General features: G+C 54.5%; 14 protein-coding genes. 8 read left to right on the top strand and 6 right to left on the bottom strand.

Features of this window, described 5'->3' with window-relative positions:
- Positions 1 to 18: 18 nt before the first annotated feature.
- The 4 genes from glnA (at position 19) to K5R89_RS17680 (ending at position 4,305) form a co-directional block, all read left to right on the top strand.
- The gene (glnA, locus tag K5R89_RS17695) at positions 19 to 1,428 is read left to right on the top strand and encodes a glutamate--ammonia ligase (protein ID WP_004203622.1); all 1,410 of its coding nucleotides are present in this window, start codon (positions 19 to 21) and stop codon (positions 1,426 to 1,428) included.
- Positions 1,429 to 1,616: 188 nt separating this feature from the next.
- Positions 1,617 to 2,666, top strand: coding sequence for a nitrogen regulation protein NR(II) (gene glnL / locus K5R89_RS17690; RefSeq protein WP_004203621.1), 1,050 nt, complete (start codon positions 1,617 to 1,619; stop codon positions 2,664 to 2,666).
- A gap of 8 nt (positions 2,667 to 2,674) precedes the next feature.
- Positions 2,675 to 4,084: a nitrogen regulation protein NR(I) gene (gene glnG, locus K5R89_RS17685; RefSeq protein WP_002882749.1), complete on the top strand. Its 1,410-nt coding sequence runs from the start codon at positions 2,675 to 2,677 to the stop codon at positions 4,082 to 4,084.
- A gap of 110 nt (positions 4,085 to 4,194) precedes the next feature.
- Positions 4,195 to 4,305 carry a YshB family small membrane protein gene (locus K5R89_RS17680; RefSeq protein WP_004152951.1) on the top strand — a complete coding sequence of 37 codons (111 nt, stop codon included), beginning with the start codon at positions 4,195 to 4,197 and terminating at the stop codon, positions 4,303 to 4,305.
- A 35-nt stretch (positions 4,306 to 4,340) separates the two neighbouring features.
- Here K5R89_RS17680 and hemN read toward each other — a convergent pair whose 3' ends face one another.
- Together hemN and yihI are read right to left on the bottom strand one after the other, a co-directional pair.
- On the bottom strand, positions 4,341 to 5,714 hold the full coding sequence (gene hemN, locus K5R89_RS17675) for an oxygen-independent coproporphyrinogen III oxidase (RefSeq protein WP_050534191.1): 1,374 nt from the start codon (positions 5,712 to 5,714) through the stop codon (positions 4,341 to 4,343).
- A 188-nt stretch (positions 5,715 to 5,902) separates the two neighbouring features.
- Positions 5,903 to 6,409 carry a Der GTPase-activating protein YihI gene (gene yihI, locus K5R89_RS17670; RefSeq protein ID WP_048296382.1) on the bottom strand — a complete coding sequence of 169 codons (507 nt, stop codon included), beginning with the start codon at positions 6,407 to 6,409 and terminating at the stop codon, positions 5,903 to 5,905.
- Between the two features lie 584 nt (positions 6,410 to 6,993).
- Between yihI and yihA the strand changes: the two genes are divergently transcribed.
- A complete protein-coding gene (yihA, locus tag K5R89_RS17665) occupies positions 6,994 to 7,629 on the top strand; it encodes a ribosome biogenesis GTP-binding protein YihA/YsxC (protein ID WP_023291493.1) in 636 nt (211 codons plus the stop codon).
- A 360-nt stretch (positions 7,630 to 7,989) separates the two neighbouring features.
- Here the strand turns inward: yihA and polA are convergent, their stop codons facing one another.
- A complete protein-coding gene (gene polA / locus K5R89_RS17660; protein ID WP_182962360.1) occupies positions 7,990 to 10,782 on the bottom strand; it encodes a DNA polymerase I in 2,793 nt (930 codons plus the stop codon).
- A gap of 396 nt (positions 10,783 to 11,178) precedes the next feature.
- Here polA and K5R89_RS17655 point away from each other — a divergent pair, with 396 nt between their 5' ends.
- Positions 11,179 to 12,087, top strand: a complete 909-nt coding sequence (locus K5R89_RS17655; protein ID WP_049014350.1) for an acyltransferase — start codon at positions 11,179 to 11,181, stop codon at positions 12,085 to 12,087.
- A 39-nt stretch (positions 12,088 to 12,126) separates the two neighbouring features.
- Here K5R89_RS17655 and dsbA read toward each other — a convergent pair whose 3' ends face one another.
- The 3 genes from dsbA to K5R89_RS17640 form a co-directional block, all read right to left on the bottom strand.
- On the bottom strand, positions 12,127 to 12,750 hold the full coding sequence (gene dsbA, locus K5R89_RS17650) for a thiol:disulfide interchange protein DsbA (protein ID WP_004203613.1): 624 nt from the start codon (positions 12,748 to 12,750) through the stop codon (positions 12,127 to 12,129).
- Between the two features lie 27 nt (positions 12,751 to 12,777).
- On the bottom strand, positions 12,778 to 13,764 hold the full coding sequence (locus tag K5R89_RS17645) for a serine/threonine protein kinase (protein ID WP_004203612.1): 987 nt from the start codon (positions 13,762 to 13,764) through the stop codon (positions 12,778 to 12,780).
- A gap of 75 nt (positions 13,765 to 13,839) precedes the next feature.
- On the bottom strand, positions 13,840 to 14,109 hold the full coding sequence (locus tag K5R89_RS17640) for a YihD family protein (RefSeq protein WP_002882612.1): 270 nt from the start codon (positions 14,107 to 14,109) through the stop codon (positions 13,840 to 13,842).
- 71 nt (positions 14,110 to 14,180) lie between these two features.
- Here K5R89_RS17640 and mobA point away from each other — a divergent pair, with 71 nt between their 5' ends.
- Both mobA and mobB read left to right on the top strand, forming a co-directional pair.
- Positions 14,181 to 14,762 (top strand): molybdenum cofactor guanylyltransferase MobA, encoded by a 582-nt coding sequence (gene mobA / locus K5R89_RS17635; protein WP_023291489.1) that lies wholly within the window; start codon positions 14,181 to 14,183, stop codon positions 14,760 to 14,762.
- On the top strand, positions 14,759 to 15,265 hold the full coding sequence (mobB, locus tag K5R89_RS17630) for a molybdopterin-guanine dinucleotide biosynthesis protein MobB (protein ID WP_023291488.1): 507 nt from the start codon (positions 14,759 to 14,761) through the stop codon (positions 15,263 to 15,265). The genes mobA and mobB overlap by 4 nt, the downstream gene beginning before the upstream one ends.
- Positions 15,266 to 15,452: the final 187 nt, after the last annotated feature.

Below are 15,452 nucleotides of genomic sequence, written 5' to 3'. Positions count from 1 at the left end.
ATCCGGGAGAGTTTAAGTATGTCCGCTGAACACGTTTTGACGATGCTGAACGAGCACGAAGTGAAGTTTGTCGATCTGCGCTTCACCGATACCAAAGGTAAAGAACAGCACGTCACGATTCCGTCTCATCAGGTAAATGCCGAATTCTTCGAAGAAGGCAAAATGTTTGATGGCTCCTCGATTGGTGGCTGGAAAGGTATCAACGAATCTGACATGGTCCTGATGCCGGACGCTTCCACCGCGGTCATTGACCCGTTCTACGAAGAACCGACCCTGATCATCCGCTGCGATATCCTCGAGCCAGGCACCCTGCAGGGCTATGACCGTGACCCGCGCTCCATCGCGAAACGCGCTGAAGAGTACCTGCGCGCCACCGGCATCGCTGACACCGTCCTGTTTGGGCCAGAACCAGAATTCTTCCTGTTCGACGACATCCGTTTCGGCGCCTCTATCTCCGGCTCCCATGTCGCGATCGATGACATCGAAGGTGCGTGGAACTCCTCCACCAAATACGAAGGCGGTAACAAAGGTCACCGTCCGGGCGTGAAAGGGGGTTACTTCCCGGTTCCGCCAGTAGACTCTTCTCAGGATATCCGTTCCACCATGTGTATGATCATGGAAGAGATGGGCCTGGTTGTTGAAGCTCACCACCACGAAGTGGCTACCGCAGGTCAGAACGAAGTGGCAACCCGCTTCAACACCATGACCAAAAAAGCGGACGAAATTCAGATTTACAAATACGTTGTTCACAACGTCGCTCACCGCTTCGGTAAAACCGCGACCTTTATGCCGAAACCGATGTTCGGCGACAACGGTTCCGGTATGCACTGCCATATGTCTCTGGCGAAGAACGGCACCAACCTGTTCTCCGGCGACAAATACGCAGGTCTGTCTGAGCAGGCGCTGTTCTACATCGGCGGCGTAATCAAACACGCTAAAGCCATCAACGCCCTGGCGAACCCGACCACCAACTCCTACAAGCGTCTGGTCCCGGGTTACGAAGCGCCGGTTATGCTGGCTTACTCTGCCCGTAACCGCTCTGCCTCCATCCGTATTCCGGTGGTGACCTCTCCGAAAGCGCGTCGTATCGAAGTGCGCTTCCCGGACCCGGCTGCCAACCCGTACCTGTGCTTTGCGGCGCTGCTGATGGCTGGCCTCGATGGTATCAAGAACAAAATCCATCCGGGCGAAGCAATGGACAAAAACCTGTACGACCTGCCGCCGGAAGAAGCGAAAGAGATCCCGCAGGTTGCCGGTTCTCTGGAAGAAGCCCTGCAGGCCCTGGATGCTGACCGCGAGTTCCTGACAGCTGGCGGCGTATTCACTAATGACGCTATCGATGCTTACATCGCCCTGCGTCTGGAAGAGAACGACCGCGTACGTATGACTCCGCATCCGGTTGAGTTCGAACTGTACTACAGCGTCTAATTTTGCTGTAAATCCAGGGTATGTCGTGTTGTGGCGCGGGATGCCCGGGATATTTTGTTGCCGTGGAAACTTTCAGCCCATCTCAGGATGGGCTTTTTTCTCCACCAACACGCTGATCTCGCGAGCTTTTTACCGATAAAAAGCTATACTGCACTAAATTGGTGCACTCTTTTTCAGGAGACTGTCGAATGGCAACAGGCACACTGCCCGATGCTGGGCAGATCCTTAACTCTCTTATCAACAGTATCTTACTGGTCGATGACGACCTGGCGGTGCACTTTGCCAATCCTGCGGCCCAGCAGCTGCTGGCGCAGAGTTCGCGCAAACTGTTTGGCACCCCGTTACCTGAGCTGTTGAGCTATTTCTCATTGAATATCGGGCTGATGCAGGAGAGTCTGCAGGCGGGCCAGGGTTTTACCGATAACGAAGTGACGCTGGTTATCGATGGCCGCTCGCATATCCTGTCGCTGACCGCCCAGCGGCTGCCGGAAGGCTTTATTCTGCTGGAAATGGCGCCGATGGATAACCAGCGCCGCCTGAGCCAGGAGCAGCTACAGCACGCGCAGCAGGTCGCCGCCCGCGATCTGGTCCGCGGCCTGGCGCACGAGATTAAAAACCCGTTAGGCGGCCTGCGCGGCGCGGCACAGCTGCTCAGCAAAGCCCTGCCCGACCCGGCGCTAACGGAATATACCAAAGTGATCATCGAGCAGGCCGACCGGCTGAGAAATCTGGTCGATCGCCTGCTCGGGCCACAGCATCCGGGCATGCACGTTACCGAAAGCATCCACAAGGTCGCCGAACGGGTAGTGAAACTGGTCTCGATGGAGTTGCCGGACAACGTGAAGTTGATCCGTGATTACGACCCCAGCCTACCGGAACTCCCCCACGACCCGGATCAAATTGAACAGGTGTTGCTGAACATCGTCCGTAATGCGCTGCAGGCGCTGGGGCCGGAAGGGGGCGAAATTGTTCTCCGTACCCGGACCGCTTTCCAGCTCACGCTGCACGGGGTGCGTTATCGCCTCGCCGCCCGTATTGACGTCGAAGATAATGGCCCGGGTATTCCGCCCCAGCTCCAGGATACGTTGTTTTATCCGATGGTCAGCGGCCGCGAAGGCGGTACCGGCCTGGGCTTATCTATCGCCCGCAGCCTTATCGATCAGCACTCCGGCAAAATTGAATTCACCAGCTGGCCGGGTCATACCGAATTTTCGGTATACCTGCCTATTCGGAAGTAGAGGTGTTTATGCAACGAGGGATAGCCTGGATCGTTGATGACGATAGCTCCATCCGCTGGGTGCTTGAACGCGCGCTCACCGGAGCCGGCTTGAGCTGCACAACGTTCGAAAGCGGCAATGAGGTGCTAGATGCCCTCACCACCAAAACCCCGGATGTACTGCTGTCAGATATCCGTATGCCGGGAATGGATGGCCTGGCGCTGCTCAAACAGATTAAGCAGCGTCATCCAATGCTTCCGGTCATCATAATGACCGCGCATTCCGATCTGGACGCCGCGGTCAGCGCTTATCAACAAGGCGCGTTTGATTATCTGCCCAAACCTTTTGATATCGATGAAGCCGTCGCCCTCGTCGACCGGGCGATTAGCCACTATCAGGAGCAGCAGCAGCCGCGAAATGCGCCGATAAGCAGCCCCACCGCCGATATCATTGGCGAGGCGCCGGCCATGCAGGATGTCTTTCGCATTATTGGCCGTCTGTCGCGCTCATCCATCAGCGTGCTGATCAATGGCGAATCCGGTACCGGTAAAGAGCTTGTCGCTCATGCCCTGCATCGTCATAGCCCGCGCTCAAAAGCGCCATTTATCGCGCTGAATATGGCGGCGATCCCCAAGGACCTGATCGAATCGGAACTGTTTGGGCATGAAAAAGGGGCCTTTACCGGCGCCAATACCGTCCGTCAGGGTCGCTTTGAACAGGCTGACGGCGGCACGCTGTTCCTGGATGAAATTGGCGATATGCCGCTGGATGTCCAGACTCGCCTGCTGCGCGTTCTGGCGGATGGCCAGTTTTATCGCGTGGGCGGTTACGCGCCGGTGAAGGTCGATGTGCGGATCATCGCCGCCACCCACCAGAATCTGGAGCAGCGGGTGCAGGAGGGGAAATTCCGTGAAGATTTATTCCACCGCCTGAACGTGATCCGGGTGCATTTGCCGCCGCTGCGCGAGCGTCGGGAAGATATTCCTCGTCTGGCCCGCCATTTTCTGCAGATTGCCGCCCGCGAGCTAGGTGTTGAAGCCAAACAGCTGCATCCGGAAACGGAGACAGCGCTGACCCGCCTGGCGTGGCCGGGCAACGTTCGCCAGCTGGAAAACACCTGTCGCTGGCTCACCGTCATGGCCGCCGGCCAGGAGGTGCTGACGCAGGATCTGCCGAGCGAACTGTTTGAGACCACCATTCCTGATAGCCCGACGCAGATGCAGCCAGACAGCTGGGCGACGCTGCTGGGTCAGTGGGCCGATCGGGCGCTGCGCTCCGGTCATCAAAACTTGCTCTCAGAAGCGCAACCCGAAATGGAACGCACGCTGCTGACAACCGCCCTGCGTCATACTCAAGGACATAAACAGGAGGCTGCGCGCCTGCTGGGATGGGGTCGTAATACCCTGACGCGTAAGCTAAAAGAGTTGGGTATGGAGTAGGGTTTAACGGCATGATGAAAAATAGCCGATCAGCGCAAAGTGCTGCTATTTTGTACTTTACTGTTCCGATGAGTTGAGTATGATCGTGCCCGGCATTAGGGGAGAGCATCATGTTTGAATCACTGGTGAGTATGATATCGAGCGGCGCCGCTGCGAGTCACACGCCACAAACGGCAGTCGCTGCCGTGCTGTGCGCTGCGCTGGTCGGGCTGTTCAGCTAATTGTTCCCCCTCTCCTGCGGGAGAGGGGGAAAACATTAAATCACCCGTGAGAACTGCTGCATCCGAGCCTTTTGCCGGAGATAGGCATCAAAGCACATGCAGATGTTGCGGATCAGCAGGCGGCCTTTCGCCGTTACCTGGATAGCCTTACTCTCCACCACCACCAGCCCGTCATGCGCCAGCGGCGCCAGCAGTTTCAGGTCCTCGGCAAAATAAGTCTGAAAATCCACGGCCCACTGCGCTTCGACGGCATCAATATCCAGACGGAAGTTACAGATCAACGCCTTAATCACGTCGCGACGCAAACAGTCGTCACGGGTTAACGCGATCCCGCGCCACAGGGCGTTCCCTTGCTCTGCCACCTGCTGGTAGTACTGCTTCAGCTCTTTTTGGTTCTGAGCGTAGCTGTCGCCAATCATGCTGATCGCAGACACGCCCATCCCCAGCAAATCGGTATCGCCCTGAGTGGTGTAGCCCTGGAAATTGCGATGCAGTACGCCGTGACGTTGTGCGACCGCTAATTCATCATCAGGACGCGCGAAGTGGTCCATGCCGATAAACTGATAGCCCGCCGCCGTCAGCGAGCCGATGGTCTCCTGGAGGATCTCCAGCTTCTGTTCAGCGGAGGGCAGATCGGCATCTTTAATTTTGCGCTGTGCGGCAAAGAGCGTGGGCAGATGCGCGTAGTTAAACACGCTCAGGCGGTCAGGGTTGAGCTCGGCGACCTTTTGCAGGGTGAAGGCAAAGCTCTCCGGCGTTTGCTTCGGCAGGCCGTAGATGAGGTCGATATTGGTCGAAGTAAATCCAATCTCCCGCGCATGGCGAAGCAAGTCAAAGATGAACGCTTCGTCCTGCTCGCGGTTAACCAGACGCTGAACCTCTTTATTGAAGTCCTGCACGCCCATACTCAGGCGGTTGAAACCCTCAGCGCGTAAATGATCGAGGACATCCAGCTCGATTTCACGCGGATCGACCTCGATAGAGATCTCGGCTTCGGCGCTGAAATGAAAATGGGTACGCAACAGATCCATCAGGCGACTGATTTGCGCCTTATTGAGATAGGTCGGCGTGCCGCCTCCCCAGTGCAGTTGCTTAACCTGACGGTTGGCAAACAGCGGCGCGCGGTGGATGATCTCCTGTTCAAGGAGATCGAGATACTGATCGGCCTTATGCTGCTGGCGGGTGACGATCTTATTGCAGCCGCAGAAATAACACAGCTTATGGCAAAACGGGATATGCACATACAGCGACAGGGGGCGCTGTGGGTAACGGGCCACAGCGGCATCGAATTCCGCCGCGCCGAATTGTGGTGAAAACTCCAGCGCGGTGGGATACGAGGTATAGCGCGGCCCGGAATAGTTATATTTCTGGATCAGGGCCAGATCCCAGTCGATTATCTGCTCAGACATGCTCACTCCTTCCGATGGTGCCGCCGACGGGTACGCCGTCCCGGCCCCACCGCACCGCGGGTCATGAGCCGGTTGCGCAGCCATTTCTGACGCCGCGACAACCGTCGTAGTTTAACGAATAACCACAGCAGATAACATATAACCAGAAGGGTTATAAGCAGTACCGGGGATCCGATGGGATGCAAATGTTAGTTTCCACCCTTCAGCAGACGCATCATATCTTCCTGACGCTCTTCCTCTTCTTCATCTTCGTCATCGTAAGAGAGGCCGAGCTGCTGCATCAGCTCATCAATACGATCCAGTTTGGCATCCACCCAGCTCTGCTCTTCAGCATTCAGGGTACCGCCCTCTTCCAGACGTTCCAGCAGCGCGTCCAGGCGCTCATCATTCTCCAGCAACTCCAGCTCAGCCTGCGGTGAAAGCATAGGTTTCTCGCTCTTTGGTTTATGCTGCTTGGGAGCTGGAGCGCTGCTTTCGCTCGCGCCCAGCGGGATTGGTTTTTTGCTGCCCACGCGCGGATCTTGCGCCTGGCGCTGTTTTTTACCCGCTGAAGCCGCATCGCCGCCGTTCGCGCGACTTCCTGCCGCGTGGCCACGATGTTTCTTCTGCCGTTTGCGATCGCGAGCTTCCTGATTTAACTCTTCACGCGACTTGCGGCCGGATTTGCCACGGGTGGCGGATGTCGGTTTTTTCATGGTGTGTAATCTTCAGACAGTATTATTCAGTATAGAATTGAGGCGGAATCTAGCAGAAAGCAAGCAAAGAAAAAAGGCGACAGATTACTCTGTCGCCTTTTTCCTCACTGACCACCCTTAACGGGCTCTTCTTTCCCTGTTCGCTAACGACTTACCCTGTCTTTCCCTTAGCGTCCAACGGTCCCTGTTTCTTCCTTTTCCCTTTGAAACGTTTCCAAAACGCGTGTCATCCTGACAATCCTGTGGTCTTCGCCTCCTGGCGCTTCCTGACCCCTCGTCCTGAGTCCTCATCCTTTTCAGCATCCTCGCCGTTGTGTATTACTTTACCGTGTTGACAAAAATCGACAACCAGTCTGGCCGTTAAAAATCTACTTTCAGATTTCTCTATTTTTATAATTTATTTAGTTTCATATGGTTATGATTTATTGGCCTTATTTTTCTCAGGCATGTCCTATACGAAGAATAGCCAATGTCTCACAAAGTGCAGGGTTTTTACTTACAGAACCGGCGTGCGGTAAAAACAGCCTTTTTCTGCTGTTCAGGTATAATCCCTGCCATAGCCTGTTTTAACGGAGACGACCGTCTTGACCAACTGGAATTATCAACTGACGCACTTTGTCACCAGCGCGCCAGATATCCGCCATCTTCCTGCCGATACTGGTATTGAAGTGGCATTCGCCGGCCGCTCCAATGCGGGAAAATCCAGCGCACTGAATACGCTGACCAACCAGAAAAGCCTGGCGCGGACCTCCAAAACGCCCGGACGTACACAGCTGATTAACCTGTTCGAAGTTGCCGAAGGCAAACGCCTGGTCGACCTGCCCGGCTATGGTTATGCGCAAGTCCCGGAAGAGATGAAGATCAAGTGGCAGCGCGCGCTGGGAGAATACCTGGAAAAACGTCTGTGCCTGAAGGGCCTGGTGGTTCTGATGGACATTCGCCACCCGCTTAAAGATCTCGATCAGCAGATGATCCAATGGGCGGTAGAAAGCGATATTCAGGTGCTGGTGCTGCTGACCAAAGCCGATAAGCTCGCCAGCGGCGCGCGTAAAGCGCAAGTGAATATGGTGCGTGAAGCGGTACTGGCCTTCAATGGCGATGTCCAGGTTGAACCCTTCTCCTCGCTGAAAAAATCTGGCGTGGATAAGCTGCGACAGAAGCTGGATAGCTGGTTTAACGAAATCCCGCCGCAGGAAGAAGAGCGCGCCGCAGACGAGTAATCGTCACGAACAGCCGGATAAGAGCGTACCGCGCCTTATCCGGGTTCCTCTCCAGAATCAAGCACAAGCGTGTCCTGTCCCTTTGCCACTTTTCTTTCGCGCAATAAAAAACGCCCCGGTCATAAATGACCGGGGCGGCTAAAATATTCAGCCAAATCCGATTACGTGAAGTAAAAGGTCTGAAAGATAGAACATCTTACCTCTGTACCCTACGCGAATAACTCTACTCTTCTTTCGCTCACGGATAAAGCATTTTTTGTAGTTTTTTTTCACTATTTACATAGCAAATTCAAATGATCCTCACAAAACTCTATAAGTTATGTTGCTTACTTACAGAAAATCGCGTTGCGCTTTGTATACTTAGTGCGCTTGATCCCAGTTTTCTCCGCTGCCCACTTCCACCAGCAACGGTACCGCCAGCGTAGTGCTGTTCTCCATCAGTTCGTGGATCTTTTTCGATACGGCATCAAGCTCATCTTTATGCACTTCAAAGACCAGTTCATCGTGAACCTGCATGATCATCCGCACGCGAGGCTTCTCGCTGCGCAGCCATTCATCAACGGCAATCATCGCCCGCTTGATGATATCCGCAGCCGTCCCCTGCATCGGGGCGTTAATCGCCGCACGTTCCGCACCGGCGCGACGAGCGCCATTGCTGGACTTGATATCCGGCAAATAGAGTCGACGACCATCAAGCGTTTCAACATAACCTTGCTCCTTCGCCTGTGCGCGGGTGCGCTCCATATACTCCAGGACGCCCGGATAACGCTCGAAATAAAGATCCATGTACTTCTGCGCTTCTTTACGCGGGATGTTCAGCTGGCGGGCCAGGCCAAAGGCGCTCATGCCATAGATCAGACCGAAGTTGATAGCTTTCGCACTGCGCCGCTGTTCGCTGCTGACGCTGTCCAGCGGTAAGCCAAACACTTCAGCCGCCGTCGCCCGGTGAATATCCTTCCCTTCCGCGAAGGCGGTCAGCAGTCCTTTATCCCGCGACAGGTGCGCCATAATGCGCAGCTCGATTTGCGAGTAGTCCGCCGAGACAATAACGTAATCTTCTGGCGCGATAAACGCCTGGCGAATACGGCGCCCTTCTTCGTTACGCACCGGAATGTTTTGCAGGTTTGGATCGGTAGACGACAAACGGCCGGTGGCGGTAACCGCCTGATGATAGGAGGTATGTACGCGGCCCGTTTTGGGATTAATCATCAGCGGCAGCTTATCGGTATAGGTCGACTTCAGCTTCGCCAACCCACGGTACTCCAGAATCACTTTCGGCAACGGATAATCGAGCGCCAGCTCTTCCAGTACCTCTTCAGAGGTGGACGGCGCACCGCCCGGCGTCTTCTTCAGCGGCTTGATACCCTGTTTTTCAAACAGGATCGTTTGCAGCTGTTTGGTGGAGGAGAGATTAAACGCTTCCCCGGCGATCTCATGCGCCCGCTGCTCCAGCTCAACCAGGCGCTGGGCTATTTCCTGCGAGTGCGCATGCAGCACGGCGGGGTCGATTTTAACGCCGTTGCGCTCAACGCGTGACAGCACCGGCACCAGCGGCATTTCAATGTGCTGGAAGATATTCAGCGGACCTTCATGCTGCTGCAGCTTCGGCCACATTTTCAGATGCAACTGGAGCGTGACGTCGGCGTCTTCCGCCGCGTAGCGACCCGCCTCTTCCAGCGCAATCTGGTTAAAGGTGAGCTGATTCTTACCCTTGCCAGCGATCTCTTCGAAAGTAATCGTTTTATGCTTCAGCCAGCGGTCGGAAAGACTGTCCATATCATGGCGGCCCGCCACGCTGTCGAGAATGTAAGATTCCAGCATGGTATCGAACGCAATCCCGCGCAGCTCAATGTCGTAATTAGCCAAAATGCCGCGATCGTATTTGAGATTTTGCCCAACCTTGAGCAGCTTCTCATCCTCCAGCAGCGGTTTAAGCAGCGCCAGCACGCGCTCGCGCGGGATCTGATCCGGCGCATCAAGGTAATCATGCGCTACCGGGACATAGGCGGCCACGCCCGGCTCAACAGCGAATGAAAGGCCGACCATGTTGGCGGAGATGTTATCCAGGCTGTCGGTTTCCGTATCAAAGGCAAAGAGCGGCGCCTGCTTCAGCTTATCGATCCAGGTGAGCAGCGTGGCCTCATCAAGGATAGTGACATAGTGCTCTGCTGAAAGTGCAGTAGCGGCTTCAACCTCTTCTTCGGCTTCTGCCGCTGCTGCAGGCACTGCAGGTTTCGCAGCCGGTTTGCCCCCCTTCGCCTGCAGCCATTTCCCGGCTTCAACGTCGGTGGTCCAGCGCTTAAACTCATACTGTCTGAACAGCGCCAGCAGATCGTCTGCCGCCGGCGGCTGCACCTCAAGCTCTTCACAAGTGAGCTCCAGCTCGACGTCGGTTTTGATGGTCGCCAGCTGATAAGAGAGATAAGCTACGTCCTTGTTCTGCTCCAGCTTCGCCGCCATCGTTTTCGCGCCGCGGAAGCTCAGTTCAGCGATTTTCTCCGGTTCCGCATACAGCGTATCGAGGCCGCCAAGGCCTTGCAGCAGCGCCTGGGCGGTCTTTTCGCCCACGCCCGGCACGCCAGGAATGTTATCCGAGGAGTCGCCCATCAGCGCCAGGAAATCAATAATCAGCTCCGGCGGGACGCCGTATTTGGTAACCACCTCATCCGGCCCGAGGATAGTGTTGGTCATGGTATTGATCAGGGTGATCCCCGGCGTCACCAGCTGGGCCATGTCTTTATCGCCGGTACTGATCAGCACCGGACGTCCGGCCCTTTCCGCTTCCCGCGCCAGGGTGCCAATCACATCATCAGCTTCGACGCCCGGGACCGCCATCAGCGGCAGCCCCATCGCTTTCACCATCTTATGCAACGGCTCAATCTGCGCGCGCAGATCGTCCGGCATCGGCGGGCGATGAGATTTGTAATGTTCGAACAATTCATCACGGAAGGTTTTCCCTTTCGCATCAAAGACCACGACGGCATGAGTCGGTTGATACTGCAGAATCAAACTGCGCAGCATATTCAGTACGCCGTACATAGCCCCGGTGGGCTCCCCTGCGCTGTTAGTCAGCGGCGGAAACGCATGATACGCCCGATAAAGATAGGAGGAGCCGTCAACGAGGATGAGAGGGTTTTCTGGGATCTGAACCATAATTTCCGTGCCTGTTTATCAGATTATGGATAAAGGATGCCACAGACGGGCATGAAATCCTGAATTTTTCCCGCATTTCGCGGAAAAGATTCAACGATCGTCGCGATCGCGCGACAACTTAGCTTGTGGATAACTTTGTGCATAGTTTTACAACGTCAGCTTATCCGCCCCGGGAAATAAATGAATAAATAGTATTAATCACTATTTATCAATCACTTAAAAACAGATCAACGATCCTGGCATTAATTTGATGACCTAATCTTCCATGTGGATAGAAGATCCTTGTTTTTTTCTGTTCTGGTAAGACCCGTCATTTGCCGCGTTTTCTGGTAAAATCAGCCCCTTGCGCAGCTTAAAAGCGCTCTTTGTCAGCCTAACTTTCTGAATAAACTAACTATGTCGAGATTACTCGCTGCGATAACACTTCCGCTGAGTATCGCCTTAACCATCTTAGTCACCGTTATCTGCTCTGTACCGATCATCGTCGCCGGGCTGATTAAACTGCTGGTCCCCATTCCAGCGGTATGGCGCTCTATATCCGTTTTTTGCAATTTTATGATGTACTGCTGGTGCGAAGGGCTGGCGCTGCTGTTGCATCTCAATCCCTGGCTAAAATGGGACGTCCAGGGTCTGGAAGGCCTGAACAAAAAGAACTGGTATCTGCTGATCAGCAACCACCACAGCTGGGCAGATATCGTGGTGCTGTGCGTACTGTTCCGCAAGCATATTCCGATGAATAAGTACTTCCTTAAACAACAGCTGGCGTGGGTACCGTTCATCGGTCTCGCCTGCTGGGCGCTGGATATGCCTTTTATGCGCCGCTATTCGCGTAGCTATCTTATTCGTCACCCGGAACGCCGTGGTAAAGATGTCGAAACCACCCGCCGTTCATGTGAGAAATTCCGCTCACATCCGACGACTATCGTCAATTTCGTGGAAGGCTCGCGTTTTACCGACGCAAAAAAGCGTGAGACGCGCTCCCCTTACCACAATCTTTTACCACCGAAAGCGGCAGGTATTGCCATGGCGCTCAATGTTCTCGGTTCGCAGTTCGATAAACTGCTGAACGTTACGCTGTGCTACCCGGAAAATAATGCAAGGCCGTTTTACGACATGTTAAGCGGCCGACTGACGCGCATTGTGGTTCGTATCAATCTGGTACCGATTGGCGAGGAGCTACACGGCGATTACGTCAACGATAAGAACTTTAAGCGTGGCTTCCAGCGCTGGCTGAATGGGCTGTGGGAAGAGAAAGACCGTCAGTTAACTGACATTATGCGGGACAAAGAAGGGGCGCCACGGTAAAGCAGATAGAGTAACGCCGGTCAGTGACCGGCGCCTTTTTTATTTCTTCTCAACCAGCTGCTTCACGGTATCCGCATACTGAGCGACGAAGACATCCATATTGCTGGTGTCCATCCCCTGCGGGTTCAGCTGGTACTTACCATTGACGTACATAGCCGGTACCCCCTGCAGCTGCAGATCGGCTGCCGCTTTCTCCTGCTGAGCGACCAGAGATTTCACCACGAAGCTGTTCCATGCGGCATCGTAGTCTTCCCCTTTCACGCCAGCGTCGACGAACACTTTACGAATGTCAGCCAGGCTCTGCACGGTCTGGTTTTTCTGCACCGCTTCGAACATCGGCGCCGTAATTTTATCTTCAACGCCCAGCGCGATGGCAACAGCCCATGCCTGCGTCAGCTCCTTGCCCAGCGGCCCCAGGAACTCGACGTGGTATTTGGTCATTTTGGTGCCTTCTGGCAGTTTCTGGCGCACGCTGTCAGAGACATGCAGCACTTCTTCAAACTGATAGCAGTGCGGGCAGTAGAATGAAAAGAACTCAAGCACCTGTGGCTCGCCAGCAACCGGCTTATCAAGGGTGATGTACTGCTTGCCGTCGGTGATCTGGGCAGCGGATGCACTAAAAGCCAGAATCATACCAGCCAGCGCCAGCCAAACTTTTTTCATGATTTACTCTCTCCTGGATATATCACATTAATACATTGGCGTTAACTGAAGCGGGGGTTCCTGTAGAACCTTCACCTGCTCGAGAAAAGTAGACGTCTGCCCTCGCCAGTAATCCTCCCCGGTTAACCAGGGGAAATTAACCGGGAAAGCCGGATCGTCCCAGCGTCTGAGCAACCACGCCAGATAATAAACCAGTCGCATGGCGCGTAAAGGTTCAATAAGCGCGATTTCATCGCTGTTAAAGGGGCTGAATTCCTCATAGGCCTCGACGATGGTCTCCAGCTGCATACGCTGTTCAGCCTTATCGCCGTTGAGCAGCATCCACAGATCCTGAATCGCCGGGCCGGTTCGCGCATCGTCTAAGTCAACAAACAGCGGCCCATCGCGCCAGAGGATATTGCCTGCATGGCAGTCACCATGCAGGCGCAAAGTAGTCCCGCCACCGTGCCATTGGGTCATGACGGCAGCGATAAGTTTATCGGTCGCCTTCAGGAAATCGGCCTTCAGGCCTGACGGGATAAGCGTCGACTGTTCAAATACCTGGCGCGGTTCCAGCAGATACTCCTGCACGCCAATCTCCGGACGCGCAGAAAAGCGCTGTTTGCGCCCGGTCTGGTGCAGGCGCCCAAGATAACGGCCAACCCACTCCATCTGATCAAGGTTATCCGCCTCGAACTGTCGGCCGCCAAGGCTTGGGAAAACGGCAAAATAAAATCCCTGATGCTGATGAAGCGTACTGTCGTTAAATAACAGCGGCGCAGCAACGGGCACTTCATCTTCTACAAGCTGAAGCGCAAACTGGTGTTCTTCAAGGATCTGCGCTGCCGACCAGCGCTCAGGACGATAGAACTTCACCACATAGCGATGACGCTCTTCGTCCTGGAACTGATAAACGCGGTTCTCATAGCTGTTCAGCGGGGTAAGACCGGAGTCCACCCGCATACCCAGATCGAATAATCCATCGATAATGGTATCCGGGCGAAGCGTCTGAAAAGTAAAAGCCTTATCGTGCATCCTGACATCCGATAATCGTACGAATAGTTCAGGATATCATCTCATTGCGCTTTACGCGGCAGCGCTTACAACCTTTTACTCTTTTATTACGCCGCGGGCGCGCAACAGCGCGGTTTTAAAGTCCTCTTCATAATCCTTCTGAATACCCGGGATGACAGCATCTTTTGAAGAGTCACGCATCTTCAGGTGATAGATCAGAATATCGTCGGAAAGATCGCTCAGTTCGCCATCATAGCCGGCCTCTTTCGCCAGCTTCTGCAAAAATTGCATCAGGTTCAGTTCAGGCTCTTTCTGCCAGGCGGGCTGGAGGAGTTCAATTACTTCATTCAGACGTTTACATTTCATGGTCATGCTCCTTACTCTTGATAGGGACAAGTTAACAGGGTCAATCCCACAATGAAAGAGGCGATATTCATATGCAAAGCGAGGCGATAACCGGCGTCGTGCTGGCGGGCGGCAGGGCCACGCGAATGGGCGGCATTGATAAAGGATTACAGTTGCTCAATGGACGTCCTCTCTGGCGACACGTCGCGGAGGCATTAGCTCCGCAGGTAGATGAGTTAGTGATTAGCGCCAACCGTCACCTTACGCAGTGGCAAGCCAGTGGATATCCGGTGTTTCGTGATACGCAGGCGGGGTACCCGGGTCCTTTAGCCGGTATGCTTGCCGTGATGCAGCAGGTCGCGAGTCCATGGTTTGTTTTTTGCCCCTGCGACACGCCCTTCATTCCGTCATTTTTAGTTGAGCGCTTTATCCAGCAAAAAAGCGCTGCGCCGGTGGTTTGGGCCCATGACGGCGAACGGGATCATCCCGCCGTTGCGCTGGCGCATCGTCAAATTATTCCGCATCTGGAGGCCTATCTTGCCAGCGGCGAACGCCGGGTAATGGTGTTCATGCGCCAGATGGGCGGCCATCCGGTTAGCTTCAGCGAGGTAAAATCGGCTTTTATGAATGTGAATACGCTCGAGGATTTGCAACGTATGCAGGAGCCATCATGATCCCGCTATTAGCGATTGCCGCCTGGAGCGGTACAGGGAAAACGACATTATTAAAGCGTCTCATTCCTGAGCTGTGCGCTCAAGGATTACGCCCTGGTCTGATCAAGCATACCCATCATGATATGGACGTGGATAAGCCGGGCAAAGATAGCTATGAATTGCGCAAGGCGGGCGCTGCGCAAACCATTGTCGCCAGCGAACAGCGGTGGGCGCTGATGACCGAAACACCCGAGAAGCCGGAATTAGATCTCACATGGCTGGTCAGTCGAATGGATGCCAGCAGACTGGACCTTGTTTTGGTCGAGGGTTTCAAGCATGAAGCAGTGCCTAAGATCCTGCTTTTTCGGCAAAACAGCGGCCATCGTGTGGAAGAGTTAACGATGGATGATCATACGATCGCCGTGGCCAGCGATGTATCGATCGCGACCTCACTTCCGCTGTTGGATTTAAATAATATTCCGCAGATTGCGACATTTATTGTCGGCTGGTTAGCGAAGCAGTAGCAGAACTTCACCCTGAGTCAGTGCTGCATAGCTTGTCCGCGCCACAGGGGCGTAGCCCCATGTCGGATCCGTAGCCCCGGTAAGCGCAGCGCCAGCGGGGGAGGCATACACCACACAGCAAAAAACCCCGCACCTTTCGGGACGGGGTTCTTTTTAAACGCAAAAACAAAAAGCTCAGTCTTTCGAC

Origin of the sequence: Klebsiella sp. TF21-TM (assembly GCF_019753495.1) — a bacterium.
Taxonomy (GTDB): Bacteria; Pseudomonadota; Gammaproteobacteria; order Enterobacterales; family Enterobacteriaceae; genus Klebsiella; species Klebsiella quasipneumoniae.
The sequence above is the reverse complement of the archived record's forward strand: the minus strand, read 5'-3'. Positions and strand labels throughout refer to the sequence as shown.

Coding starts and splice junctions, on each gene's coding strand:
- glnA (WP_004203622.1), top strand. CDS start 19: ATGTCCGCTGAACACGTTTTGACGATGCTGAACGAGCACGAAGTGAAG.
- glnL (WP_004203621.1), top strand. CDS start 1,617: ATGGCAACAGGCACACTGCCCGATGCTGGGCAGATCCTTAACTCTCTT.
- glnG (WP_002882749.1), top strand. CDS start 2,675: ATGCAACGAGGGATAGCCTGGATCGTTGATGACGATAGCTCCATCCGC.
- K5R89_RS17680 (WP_004152951.1), top strand. CDS start 4,195: ATGTTTGAATCACTGGTGAGTATGATATCGAGCGGCGCCGCTGCGAGT.
- hemN (WP_050534191.1), bottom strand. CDS start 5,714: ATGTCTGAGCAGATAATCGACTGGGATCTGGCCCTGATCCAGAAATAT.
- yihI (WP_048296382.1), bottom strand. CDS start 6,409: ATGAAAAAACCGACATCCGCCACCCGTGGCAAATCCGGCCGCAAGTCG.
- polA (WP_182962360.1), bottom strand. CDS start 10,782: ATGGTTCAGATCCCAGAAAACCCTCTCATCCTCGTTGACGGCTCCTCC.
- K5R89_RS17655 (WP_049014350.1), top strand. CDS start 11,179: ATGTCGAGATTACTCGCTGCGATAACACTTCCGCTGAGTATCGCCTTA.
- dsbA (WP_004203613.1), bottom strand. CDS start 12,750: ATGAAAAAAGTTTGGCTGGCGCTGGCTGGTATGATTCTGGCTTTTAGT.
- K5R89_RS17645 (WP_004203612.1), bottom strand. CDS start 13,764: ATGCACGATAAGGCTTTTACTTTTCAGACGCTTCGCCCGGATACCATT.
- K5R89_RS17640 (WP_002882612.1), bottom strand. CDS start 14,109: ATGAAATGTAAACGTCTGAATGAAGTAATTGAACTCCTCCAGCCCGCC.
- mobA (WP_023291489.1), top strand. CDS start 14,181: ATGCAAAGCGAGGCGATAACCGGCGTCGTGCTGGCGGGCGGCAGGGCC.
- mobB (WP_023291488.1), top strand. CDS start 14,759: ATGATCCCGCTATTAGCGATTGCCGCCTGGAGCGGTACAGGGAAAACG.